Source organism: Allobosea sp. (assembly GCF_017308015.1).
Classification (GTDB): Bacteria; Pseudomonadota; Alphaproteobacteria; order Rhizobiales; family Beijerinckiaceae; genus Allobosea.
Window position 1 is genome coordinate 1 of the sequence record NZ_JAFKFW010000051.1, and the last position, 11,390, is coordinate 11,390.

11 protein-coding genes are annotated in these 11,390 nt (G+C 65.6%); 3 read left to right on the plus strand and 8 right to left on the minus strand.

Translation table 11 applies throughout. The features are described from left to right. The 4 genes from J0I42_RS23705 to J0I42_RS23720 form a co-directional block, all read right to left on the minus strand. Positions 1-254, minus strand: a 254-nt coding sequence (locus tag J0I42_RS23705; RefSeq protein WP_291658626.1) for an alkylphosphonate utilization protein, incomplete at its 3' end; no start/stop codon positions are given. 151 nt (positions 255-405) lie between these two features. Further along, positions 406-4,158 (minus strand): methionine synthase, encoded by a 3,753-nt coding sequence (gene metH, locus J0I42_RS23710; RefSeq protein ID WP_291658628.1) that lies wholly within the window; start codon positions 4,156-4,158, stop codon positions 406-408. Positions 4,159-4,163: 5 nt separating this feature from the next. Beyond that, the gene (gene metF / locus J0I42_RS23715; RefSeq protein ID WP_291658630.1) at positions 4,164-5,075 is read right to left on the minus strand and encodes a methylenetetrahydrofolate reductase [NAD(P)H]; all 912 of its coding nucleotides are present in this window, start codon (positions 5,073-5,075) and stop codon (positions 4,164-4,166) included. After that, positions 5,075-6,088 carry an ArsR/SmtB family transcription factor gene (locus tag J0I42_RS23720; RefSeq protein WP_291658632.1) on the minus strand — a complete coding sequence of 338 codons (1,014 nt, stop codon included), beginning with the start codon at positions 6,086-6,088 and terminating at the stop codon, positions 5,075-5,077. Before J0I42_RS23720 ends, metF begins: the two co-directional genes overlap by 1 nt. Before the next feature lie 243 nt (positions 6,089-6,331). Here J0I42_RS23720 and J0I42_RS23725 point away from each other — a divergent pair, with 243 nt between their 5' ends. Continuing rightward, complete coding sequence (locus J0I42_RS23725) at positions 6,332-6,631, plus strand: DUF6968 family protein (protein ID WP_291658634.1); 300 nt, start codon at positions 6,332-6,334, stop codon at positions 6,629-6,631. Positions 6,632-6,660: 29 nt separating this feature from the next. Here the strand turns inward: J0I42_RS23725 and J0I42_RS23730 are convergent, their stop codons facing one another. The 3 genes from J0I42_RS23730 to J0I42_RS23740 all read right to left on the minus strand — a co-directional run bounded on the left by J0I42_RS23730 (position 6,661) and on the right by J0I42_RS23740 (position 8,206). Further along, complete coding sequence (locus J0I42_RS23730) at positions 6,661-6,933, minus strand: hypothetical protein (RefSeq protein WP_291658635.1); 273 nt, start codon at positions 6,931-6,933, stop codon at positions 6,661-6,663. Between the two features lie 578 nt (positions 6,934-7,511). After that, complete coding sequence (locus tag J0I42_RS23735; protein ID WP_199091797.1) at positions 7,512-7,715, minus strand: cold-shock protein; 204 nt, start codon at positions 7,713-7,715, stop codon at positions 7,512-7,514. Positions 7,716-7,846: 131 nt separating this feature from the next. Continuing rightward, positions 7,847-8,206, minus strand: a complete 360-nt coding sequence (locus tag J0I42_RS23740) for a hypothetical protein (RefSeq protein WP_291658639.1) — start codon at positions 8,204-8,206, stop codon at positions 7,847-7,849. Between the two features lie 27 nt (positions 8,207-8,233). On the opposite strand from J0I42_RS23740, the gene J0I42_RS23745 reads away from it, so the two are divergent. Together J0I42_RS23745 and J0I42_RS23750 are read left to right on the plus strand one after the other, a co-directional pair. Further along, positions 8,234-8,833 carry a YitT family protein gene (locus J0I42_RS23745; protein WP_291658641.1) on the plus strand — a complete coding sequence of 200 codons (600 nt, stop codon included), beginning with the start codon at positions 8,234-8,236 and terminating at the stop codon, positions 8,831-8,833. A 97-nt stretch (positions 8,834-8,930) separates the two neighbouring features. Next, positions 8,931-10,100, plus strand: coding sequence for an alpha-hydroxy acid oxidase (locus J0I42_RS23750; RefSeq protein WP_291658642.1), 1,170 nt, complete (start codon positions 8,931-8,933; stop codon positions 10,098-10,100). A 121-nt stretch (positions 10,101-10,221) separates the two neighbouring features. Here the strand turns inward: J0I42_RS23750 and J0I42_RS23755 are convergent. Further along, on the minus strand, positions 10,222-11,390 hold a 1,169-nt coding region (locus J0I42_RS23755; protein ID WP_291658643.1), incomplete at its 5' end, for a peptide ABC transporter substrate-binding protein.

Consider the following 11,390-nt stretch of genomic DNA (forward strand, 5'->3'; position numbering starts at 1 on the left):
TCGTGGCGGCAGTCGATCTCCTCCGGATCGTCGGTCAGTCTGATCGAGCGGATCACCGTACCCTGCTTCAGCGTCTGCCCCGCGCCCTTGACCTTGAGGTCCTTGATCAGCACGACGGAATCGCCGTCCGCAAGGACATTGCCGGCGGAATCCCGCACCTCGACCCGCGTCGCGGCGGCAGCCGCAGCCGCAACCTCCGAGGCCGGCCGCCACTCGCCCGTCACATCGTCATAAACGTAATCATCGTCGGCCATGACCGTTCCGCTCGCCCCGTCACTGCCGGGCAGCCCCGACAGAGCCGGCGTTAAACGAGCCGGCAGGATAATTCAACAAGCCGCGTCTGTATAATCTGCCGCCGCGCACCTGCCGAACGGTAGGCCAAAAGCGCCGCCCGGAAGCGGGCCCCTATTCCGCCGCCTGCAAACGATAGGCGGCGGTGTCGTAGTTGAGGATCGGCATCAGCCAGCGCTCGACCTCCTCGACGCTCATGCCTTTGCGTTGGGCATAGTCCTCGACCTGGTCGCGCTCGACCTTGGCGACGCCGAAATAATACGCCTCCGGATGCGCGAAATAGAGCCCGGAGACCGAGGAGCCCGGCCACATCGCATAGCTCTCGGTCAGCTTCACGCCGACGCGGCGCTCGGCCTCCAGCAATCGGAAGAGCGTTTCCTTCTCGGTATGATCGGGCTGGGCCGGATAACCCGGCGCCGGGCGGATGCCCCGATATTCCTCGCGGATCAGGTCCTCGTTCGAGAAGGCCTCGTCCGGCGCGTAGCCCCAGAACTCCTTGCGCACGAGCTGGTGCATCCGCTCGGCGAAGGCCTCGGCGAACCGATCCGCCAGAGCCTTGACCATGATCGAGCGGTAATCGTCGTTGTCGCGCGCGAACTTCTCGGAGATGCGCTCCTCCTCGGCGCCGGCCGTGACCACGAAAGCGCCGATATAGTCGGGCGCGACGCCTTCCGGCGCGACGAAATCCGAAAGGCAGAGATTGGGCTTGCCGTCGCGCCGCAGGAGTTGCTGGCGCAGGCCGTGGAAGGTCGCGAGCCCCTCCTGCCGGCTCTCGCCGGTGTAGAGGCGGATATCGTCGCCGACCGCGTTCGCCGGCCAGAAGCCGATCACCGCCTTCGGATTGAACCAGCGCTCCTCGACGACGCGCTTCAGCATCGATTGCGCATCGTCCCAGAGCGCGCGCGCCGCCTCACCCTGCTTCTCGTCCTGCAGGATTGCCGGGAAGCGGCCCTTCAGTTCCCAGGTCTGGAAGAACGGCGTCCAGTCGATCACCGGCACGAGATCGGCGATGTCATAGGTCCGGAAGACGCGGGTGCCGAGGAAGCTCGGCTTCGGCGGCGCGTAGCTCGCCCAATCCGTCCTGAAGGGATTGGCGCGGGCCTTGGCCAGCGGCAGGCGCTGCTTCTCGGCTTCGGAACGGCGATGCGCCTCGGCGACCTTGGCATACTCGGCCTGCACGCCGGCGATATAGCCCGGCTTCTGCTCGGACGAGAGCAGGCTCGACACCACGCCAACCGCACGCGAGGCATCGTTCACATGGAACGCCTGGCCCTTCTCATAGGCCGGGTGGATCTTCACCGCCGTATGGACGCGGCTCGTCGTCGCCCCGCCGATCAGCAGCGGGATGTCGAAACCCTCGCGCTCCATCTCGGAGGCGACGGTCACCATCTCGTCGAGCGAAGGCGTGATCAGCCCGGACAGCCCGATGATGTCGACGTTTTCCTTGCGCGCCGTCTCCAGGATCTTCTGGGTCGGCACCATCACGCCGAGATCGATCACTTCGTAATTGTTGCACTGGAGCACGACGCCGACGATGTTCTTGCCGATATCGTGGACATCGCCCTTCACCGTCGCCATCAGCACCTTGCCGGCGGCCGAGCGCCCGGAGCCGCCGTTCAGGCGCTTCTCCTCCTCCATGAAGGGCATGAGATAAGCCACCGCCTGCTTCATCACGCGCGCGGATTTCACCACTTGCGGCAGGAACATCTTGCCGGCGCCGAACAGGTCGCCGACCACGTTCATGCCGGCCATCAGCGGGCCCTCGATGACGTGGAGCGGCTTCTCGGCGTTCAGACGCGCCTCTTCCGTATCGAGATCGATGAATTCGGTGATGCCGGCGACCAGCGCATGCTCAAGCCGCTTCTCGACCGGCAGTTCGCGCCAGGCGAGGTCCTTGCCGGAAGCAGCGACCGAACCGTCGCCCTTGAAGCGCGGCGCCGCCTCCAGGAGCCGCTCGGTCGAATCCTTGCGGCGGTTGAGGACGACATCCTCGCAGAGCTCGCGCAGTTCGGGATCGAGATCGTCATAGGAGCCGAGCTGGCCGGCATTGACGATGCCCATGTCCATCCCCGCCTTGATGGCGTGATAGAGGAACACGGAGTGCATCGCCTCGCGCACCTTCTCGTTGCCGCGGAAGGAGAAGGACAGGTTCGAGACGCCGCCCGAGATATGGGCGTGCGGCAGGGTCTCGCGGATCGCCTTCGTCGCCTCGATGAAGTCGTTGCCGTAGTTGTCGTGTTCCTCGATGCCCGTCGCCACCGCGAAGATGTTCGGGTCGAAGATGATATCCTGCGCCGGGAAGCCGATCGTCTCGGTCAGCAGCTTGTAGGCCCGCGTGCAGATCTCGATCTTGCGCTGGAACGTGTCGGCCTGGCCGACCTCGTCGAAGGCCATGACGACGACCGCGGCTCCGTACTGCCGGCAGATGCGCGCCTGCTCGAGGAAAGCCTCCTCGCCCTCCTTCATCGAGATCGAGTTGACGATCGGCTTGCCCTGGATGGTCTTCAGACCCGCCTCGATCACCGGGAATTTCGACGAGTCGACCATGATCGGCACGCGCGAGATATCCGGCTCCGAGGCGATCAGGTTGCAGAACTCGGTCATCGCCTTCTCGGAATCGAGCAGGCCCTCGTCCATGTTGATGTCGATCACCTGCGCGCCGTTGGCGACCTGCTCGCGCGCCACGTCAAGCGCCGCGGCATAGTCGCCGGCCGTGATCAGCTTCCTGAACTTGGCCGAGCCGGTGACGTTCGTGCGCTCGCCGACATTGACGAAGGGAATGGTCTCGTCGAGCGTGAACGGCTCCAGCCCCGCGAGCCGCAGATAAGGCTTCGTCTCGGGAATCTGGCGCGGCGCCTTGCCGGCCACGGCTTCAGCGACGGCTTCGATATGGCCGGGCGTGGTGCCGCAGCAGCCGCCCACGACATTGACGAAGCCGGCATCGGCGAACTCGGCCAGCATCTTGGCGGTCGCTTCCGGCCGTTCGTCATAAAGGCCGAATTCGTTGGGCAGTCCGGCATTCGGATAGGCGCAGACCAGCGTGTCGGCGATGCGCGACATGTCCTTGATATGCGCCCGCATCTCGCGCGCGCCGAGTGCGCAGTTGAGGCCGATGGTCAGCGGCGCGGCGTGGCGCACAGCGTTCCAGAAGGCCTCGACCGTCTGGCCCGACAGGGTGCGGCCCGACAGGTCCGTGATCGTGCCGGAGATCATCACCGGCAGGCGCAGGCCCTTGGCGCGGAATACCTCCTCGATCGCGACGATCGCGGCCTTGGCGTTGAGCGTGTCGAAGATCGTCTCGATCAGCAGCAGCTCCGAGCCGCCATCGATCAACCCGTGCACCTGCTCGGCATAGGAGTCGCGAACCTGATCGAAGGTCACGGCGCGGAAGCCGGGATTGTTGACATCCGGCGAGATCGAGAGCGTGCGGTTGGTCGGACCGATCGCGCCGGCGACGAAGCGCCGCCGCCCGTCTTCCTTCTGCGCGATCGCCGCCGCCTCGCGGGCGATGCGCGAGCAGGCGACGTTCAGCTCGTAGACATAGGCCTCCATGCCGTAATCGGCCTGGGCGATCGAAGTGCCCGAGAACGTATTGGTCTCGACGATATCCGCGCCCGCCCGGAAATAGGCGAGATGGATGTCGCGCAGCGCATCGGCCTGCGTCAGGGCGATGATGTCGTTATTGCCCTTGAGATCGTGGTTGAAGCCCTTGAAGCGCTCGCCGCGGAAATCGGCCTCCGAGAGCTTCAGGTTCTGGATCTGCGTGCCCATCGCGCCGTCGAGCACGAGGATGCGTTCACGCGCGGCCTGGCGCAGCGAGCGCTCGATCTCGGCGCCGTCGACGGGAGTGGGAATGAAGTCGGACATCAGGCTTACTCCGCCGCCACGGCCTGCGCCGCCGGCTTCTCGGGCTTCAGGCCGACGAGATGGCAGATGGCATAGACGAGGTCGGCCTTGTTCATCGTGTAGAAATGCAGGTCGGTGGCACCGCGATCGATCAGGTCGAGGACCTGCTCGGCGCAGACGGCGGCCGCGACGAGGCGGCGCGTCGCGACGTCCTCCTCCAGCCCCTCGAAGCGGTCGGCCAGCCATTGCGGCACGCTGGCGCCGGTCTTGCGGGCGAAATTCGCGGTCTGTCTGAAGTTCTGGACGGGGACGATGCCGGGCAGGATCGGGATCTCGATCCCCCGCGCGCGCACCTTGTCGAGATAGCGGAAATAGACGTCGTTATCGAAGAAGAACTGGGTGATCGCCCGCGTCGCGCCGGCATCGACCTTCTTCTCGAGAGCGTCGATATCGGCATCGAGCGAGGCGGCTTCCGGGTGCTTCTCGGGATAGGCCGAGACCGTCACCTCGAAATCGCCGATGCGCTTCAGGCCGGCGACGAGGTCCGAGGTCTGGTGATAGCCGTCCGGGTGCGGCTCATAGATGGTACCGAGGCCGCCCGCCGGATCGCCGCGCAGCGCCACGACATGGCGCACTCCCGCTTCCCAATAGGAGCGGATGACCTCGTCCACTTCGGATCGGGAGGCCGAGACGCAGGTCAGATGCGCCGCCGGCTTCAGCCCGGTCTCGTCGACCATGCGCTTGACGGTGGCGTGGGTGCGCTCGCGGGTCGAGCCGCCGGCGCCATAGGTCACCGAGACGAAGCTGGGGCCGAGCGGCTCGAGCCGGCGGACGCTGTCCCAGAGCGCGACCTCCATCTCCTCCGTCTTCGGCGGGAAGAATTCGAAGGAAACGCGCGGACGGCGCGAGCCGTGGCGACTGGGGCGGAAAGCATTCATCACGCAACCTCGAGATTGATCGTGCGGGCCGGCGGATCGGCCTGGACGCGGCGGTCGCGGCCACGCCAGAGCATGACCGGGAGTTGGCCCGAGCCGCCATCGGCAAGGGTGACTTCGCGGGAAAGATCGCAGGAGAGGCCAGACTCGGCGAACCAGGCGGCGATCTGCTGGCGGGAGAAGCCGAGCCGGCGATGCGCATGCTCGGTCCGGAGGAATTCCATGTCGTGCGGCGCGAAATCGACGACGATCAATCGCCCGCCTGGCGCCAGCATCGCGGCGGCCTCGCGCACCGCCCGGCCGGGATCGTCGAGGAAATGCAGGACCTGATGGATCACGACGAGGTCGAAGGAGCCCCGCACGAAGGGCAGCGCATAGATGTCGCCCTGCCTGAGTTCCACACGCGAGAGCCCGGCCTGCTCCAGATTGGCACGCGCGACCGCGAGCATCGCGTGATTGGCATCGACACCGACGGCCCGGCCGAATTTCGGCGCGATCCGCTCCAGCATTCGCCCCGTGCCGGTGCCGAGATCGAGCATCGCGCCGGGCGAGCCTTCGCCGACCGCCTCCTCGACGGCGGCCTCGACCGCATGATCGGGCACATGCAGGCCGCGCAACCGGTCCCAGTCGCGCGCGACGCTGGCGAAATAGTTCTGCGCAGCCTCGGCCCGCGACGCCCTCACCGCAGCGAGCCGCTCGCGATCGGCCGCGAGAACCGGGTCGCTCAGGTCGAGCCAGGCCGCGAGCGACGCGGCGAAGGCCCCGCCCGGCCCGGTCTCGTCGAGCCGGAAGAAGGCCCAGGCCCCCTCGCGCGAACGGCGCACCAGCCCGGCCTCGGCGAGAAGCTTGAGATGGCGGGAGATGCGCGGCTGCGACTGGCCGAGAATGTCGGTGAGATCAGAGACAGAAAGCTCGCCCTCGGAGAGCAGCGCGAGAATGCGCAGCCGCGTCTCCTCGCCGGCCGCCCTCAAGGACGCGAGAAGCACATCGGAAGACAATGTCGTCGGCTGCCGCACGCGCTGGCGTCCTCTGTCGACAAGGAAAAAGATATAAAGATATCTTTATGTCAAACACGCCGTTCGTGCAAGCGGATTGTCGTGCGGAAAACAGGACGCTATTCATCCTGCTGCTTTCGCTGGAGACGGTGTAAGCCGCCTGCCATCATAGCGGGCGGCGGCCGAGCCACCTCTGCAATATCCGCTGTCGACCCATAGCCGACAGGGCTCGCGACCACTACGCTTGTCTGCGGAGGGTTGCATATGGCGTCCGAACCATTTGTGAAGCGATTGTTTGTTGTTGATGGCCACGAAGTGGAGTGCCGCTTCGCTCAGCCGGAAATGGATGGGGCCGATAGCGTGTGTCGCTTCGAGATCGATTGGCCAGAAGGCCCCAAGTCGGTGGTGATCTATGGCGTCGATGGGGTTCAAGCTCTGTCTCTGGCCATGCAAACCGCCCACGTTTATCTGCTGGCTGCGCGGGACCGCCATGGTCGTGTTGTCACTTGGCTCGACGGGGCCGATCTTGGGCTACCAGTCCCGCCACCTCATCCCGACACCTGAGTCCGCTTCCGACCCAAACCAACATCCGCTCAATGGTGCTGCCAAACAGCCAGCCTTTTGAAGAGCATTGAAAAGGCTGCAATCCAAATAAACTCAGCAGGAACCAACCAGAGCAGGGACCTTCCGATTAGTGGCCATCCGCCTTCAACGAAATTGACGACTGAAAGAGCAACGAACACAGCCGATATGACGGCAAGGCCAAACAGGACGGTGTAGTGAACGGCCCAACCTCGCAGCGTGACTAACAACGCAGCGGCAAATGCTGTGCCTATGGTGAAGGGCGCAAGAACGATCCCGAACATGGCGCGTCTCCAAGACATCGGCGGTTACCGTACTCGACCCTCAGAGATCGGAAAGGACCGGCGCCCCCCGCGAAAATTATCCCCGTCCGTCCAGCCCGTGCCTATCTTGCGCCCGTCCCATCCGACCGGGGAGCTTCGCGAGGCATCGTGGGCCGGAGGGGATTGCGGGTTTCGCGTCCCGAGCCGTTGCGGGCTCGTCAGGCGCGGAGGTGCCGATTTCGCACAGGCCGAACAGGCAGGCCTCCGCCCTCGCCGGGCGTCCAAGCGAAGCGGACCCCCAGATACCCGTGCGCGGAGCCGGGCAGCGCGAGGTCGTCGCTGTTCGACACAATCGACATCGACTCGACATCGGCACGCAGCCGTCGACTGCGAACGCCGTCCGGCTCCGCGCATCCCCGGATGCTCAGGCCCGAAACCCCGCAGGCCAGGCCTGGACGGGGCTTTCGGACGTCATGTCACGTCAAGAAACATCGCGCCGGATACACGACGACAAGGCCGGCCCGGTCGTCATTTTTCGGCGCGCGCTCGCCGATGCCGCGCTGCGCGCGGCAGGCGGGCCCTGCGGCGACAGATCGGTCTCAGAGCACTTTAAGATCGCCCGCGGCCGTCTTGCCGCGCTCGGTCTTCAGCTCGAACGAAACCTTCTGCCCCTCCGTCAGCGTCATCATGCCAGCCTCCTTCACGGCCGTGATGTGCACGAACACATCCTTGCCGCCATCCGCCGGTTGAATGAAGCCGAACCCCTTCTCGGTGTTGAACCATTTCACGGTTCCGGTCGCCATCGCCACATCCCTCGAAGCCAAAGCGTCTCTCACCGGCACGGAACGCATGCCTCCCATGCCGGTACGGGAAGGATTGACCGAAAACCGGTCCTTGTCGAGATGAAAGGACAGGCAGGCGCCGCCCGCGCCTCTCAAGATTTTGTCAGCGTGATCCGTGTCTTGGCACCGCCGCCGGAAAGGCCGCCCGGGGCGAGTTCGATCTGGGCGGCATCGCCGCCGGTCCCGATTGCAACATCGGTCGCTTGCAGCCCGAAGCCGATGGTCTCCGTCTTGCCAGCCGGGAGCGACACCGCCTCCTCCGACGTGACCGGCACGGATGCCGCCGGGATGCGCCGGCTCCGGCCAGAGATCGGGCAGGAGAAGATCTGCGCGCCCTCGAAGCATCTCGGAATGCGCGCTGCCTCGAACGGCCTGATCAGGAAGGACGACGTCATCCGGTGCGATCCTTGCCGGCCCACTGGCGTCCGCCGCCGCCAGCCGATACAGCCCACGACACATCTCCAACAGCCAGCGCCGCCATGCCGCAGCAGCACCGCTTCTACGAAGACCTCCTCGCCCTGCCCCTCGGCACGCTGATGATCAGCTTCGGCATCGTCCTCTACGCCAAGGCGACGCTGCTGACCGGCGGCGCGGCCGGCCTCGCCCTCCTGCTGCAATTCGCCACGGGGGCGGATTTCAGCCTGATCTTCTTCGTCCTCAACCTGCCGTTCTACTGGCTGGCCTTCCGGCGCATGGGCCTGCCCTTCACGCTGCGCACCTTCGCGGCGGTCGGCCTCGTCTCGGCCTTCGTCTGGGCGACGCCGGGCTGGTTCCGCATCGAGGCGGTGGCGCCGCTCTATGCGGCGATCGCCGGCGGCGTCGCGATGGGGCTCGGCCTGCTGGCGCTGGCGCGTCACCGCACCGCGATCGGCGGCGTCAACATCCTCGCGCTCTATCTGCAGGAGCGCCATGGCCTGCGCGCCGGCTGGGTCCAGCTCGCCATCGACGCCGCGATCTTCGCCGCCGCCCTCTTCGTGCTACCGCCCGACAAGGTCGCGCTCTCGCTCGTCGGCACGCTCGTCCTCAACGCCATTCTCGGCATGAACCACAAGCCCGGCCGCTACATGGCGGTGTCCTGACGAAAGCCCTTCCGTGCGGCGGAACGGTTGCACCCCGCCCGCCATCATGCGAGCAAGCCCGGAGGACAAGACGGGAAGCCAACGGCGAGATAGAGACATGGCCCAGCCCCTGACCATCGAAGACCTGCGCCTTCTGGCCAAGCGGCGCGTGCCGCGAATGTTCTACGACTACGCCGATTCCGGCGCCTGGACCGAGGGTACCTATCGCTCGAACGAGACCGATTTCGCCAAGGTGAAGCTGCGCCAGCGTGTCGCCGTCGACATGACCAACCGCTCGCTCGCCTCGGAGATGATCGGCCAGCCGGTTTCGATGCCGGTCGCGCTCGCCCCCACCGGCCTCACCGGCATGCAGCACGCCGATGGCGAGATCCTCGCCGCCAGGGCCGCCGCCAAGGCCGGCGTGCCCTTCACCCTTTCGACCATGAGCATCTGCTCGATCGAGGATGTCGCGAACCACACCAGCGCGCCCTTCTGGTTCCAGCTCTACGTGATGAAGGATCGCGACTTCATCGCCCGCCTGATCCAGCGCGCCAAGGCGGCGGGCTGCTCGGCATTGGTGCTGACGCTCGACCTGCAGATCCTCGGCCAGCGCCACAAGGACATCCGCAACGGCCTCTCCGCCCCGCCGAAGCCGACCCTCGCCAACCTGATCAACCTCGCCTTCAAGCCGCGCTGGTGCCTGAAGATGCTGGACACCCCGCGCCGGCAGTTCGGCAACATCGTCGGCCATGTCACCGGCGTCGCCGACATGTCCTCGCTCTCCAACTGGACCGCCAGCCAGTTCGATCCGCAGCTGAACTGGGACGACATCCAGTGGATCAAGGACCAGTGGGGCGGCAAGCTGATCCTCAAGGGCATCCTCGATCCGGAAGATGCCGAGATGGCCGCCAAGAGCGGCGCCGATGCCCTGATCGTCTCTAACCATGGCGGCCGCCAGCTCGACGGCGCGCTCTCCTCGATCGAGGCCCTGCCCGGCATCGTCGAGCAGGTCGGCAACCGCATCGAGGTTCTGTTCGACGGCGGCATCCGCTCGGGCCAGGATGTGCTGAAGGCGATCGCGCTCGGCGCACACGGCACCTTCATCGGCCGCGCCTTCCTCTATGGACTCGGCGCCATGGGCGAGCGGGGCGTTACCGCCGCGCTCGACATCATCCGCAAGGAGCTCGACGTCACCATGGCGCTCTGCGGTCTGCGCGATATCAAGGATGTCGACGAGCGCGTCCTCGTCGGCGGCCGCGCCGGGGCGATCAAGCGGCTGGCGAGCTGACGCAGCTCCCTGGCCAAACAGCCAACGACCATGGAAAAGGCCCGGTGGATACCTCCATCGGGCCTTCTTCATTGGGGGCTCCCCTGCGGAGATCGCTCTCGGCAGGGGACCGATTTTCCAATCAGGCGCGATACCAGGACGCGAGGTTCCAGGTGTCGACATCCCAGCCCGAATGGTCAATCGACAGGCTGTTCGACGCGGCGACCACCTTCTTGCGCGACAGGATCGGCAGGATGACGTTGGCCTCGCAGAAGATCTCGTTGACCTTGATCAGCAGCGCGGCGCGCTTCGCCGGATCGAGTTCCTTCTGCGCGGCCTTGTAGGCCTCGTCCGCAGCCGGATCGGTGTAGCGCGAGACGTTGCGGCCCAGCCACTTGTTCTCCTTGCTGGCCACTTCCCACGAAGTGAACTGGTTCAGGAACCGCTCCGGATCGGGCTGCGGCTGCGTCGTCGTGTACATCTCGATGTCGGTGTAGAGCTTCGTGTAGGTGTCGGGGTTGGCAACGTCCGACGAGAAGAACACCGAAGCGGTAACCGACTTCAGCTCGATATCGATGCCGGCGCGCTGGCAGGCCTGCTTGATGATGGCCTGCACCTTCTGGCGCGGGGCGTTGATCGAGGTCTGGAAGACGTATTTGAGCTTCTTGCCGTCCTTCTCGCGAATGCCGTCCGAGCCCTTCTTCCAGCCGGCCTCGTCGAGGATCTTGTTCGCCTTCTCGATGCTGAACTCGTACTTGAGCTTGGTCGACTTGAACTGCTTGGGCTCGTTGACGAAGCTCGCCGTGGCCGAGCCGGCGCGGCCATAGATGAACTTCTGGATCGAATCGCGGTCGATCAGCAGGTTGATCGCCTGGCGCACGGCCGGATCGCTGAGCGTCGGGTGCTTGGTCTTGGCGCTCGAACGCTCGCCATCGACTTCGGTCCACGGGTCCGTCGTGTTCAGCGTGATGAATTCGATATCGCCTGCCGGCGCGGCGCTGATCTTGCCGCGTCCGCCGGTCTCCATGCGCTTGAGGACCTCGTCCTCTACCAGCGTATCCCAGGCGTAGTCGTATTCGCCGGTCTGCAGGACGGCGCGCGCCGCCGAGACCGCGTCACCGCCGCCCTTGATCTCGAACGTGTCGAAATGCGGACGATTGACGACGTGGTAATCCTCGTTGCGGGTGCCGGTCAGGATGTCGCCCGGCTTGAAGTCCGCGAACTTGTAGGGGCCGGTACCGACGGGCTTCAGGTTGGCCGGAGCCTCGCGCGACTTCGCGCCCTTGTACTCGCCGAAATGGTGCTTCGGGA

Excerpts from the sequence above, each read along its gene's own strand:
- J0I42_RS23745 (WP_291658641.1), top strand. The coding sequence starts at position 8,234 with ATGCCGCAGCAGCACCGCTTCTACGAAGACCTCCTCGCCCTGCCCCTC.
- J0I42_RS23725 (WP_291658634.1), top strand. The coding sequence starts at position 6,332 with ATGGCGTCCGAACCATTTGTGAAGCGATTGTTTGTTGTTGATGGCCAC.
- J0I42_RS23735 (WP_199091797.1), bottom strand. The coding sequence starts at position 7,715 with ATGGCGACCGGAACCGTGAAATGGTTCAACACCGAGAAGGGGTTCGGC.
- J0I42_RS23750 (WP_291658642.1), top strand. The coding sequence starts at position 8,931 with ATGGCCCAGCCCCTGACCATCGAAGACCTGCGCCTTCTGGCCAAGCGG.
- J0I42_RS23730 (WP_291658635.1), bottom strand. The coding sequence starts at position 6,933 with ATGTTCGGGATCGTTCTTGCGCCCTTCACCATAGGCACAGCATTTGCC.
- metH (WP_291658628.1), bottom strand. The coding sequence starts at position 4,158 with ATGTCCGACTTCATTCCCACTCCCGTCGACGGCGCCGAGATCGAGCGC.
- metF (WP_291658630.1), bottom strand. The coding sequence starts at position 5,075 with ATGAATGCTTTCCGCCCCAGTCGCCACGGCTCGCGCCGTCCGCGCGTT.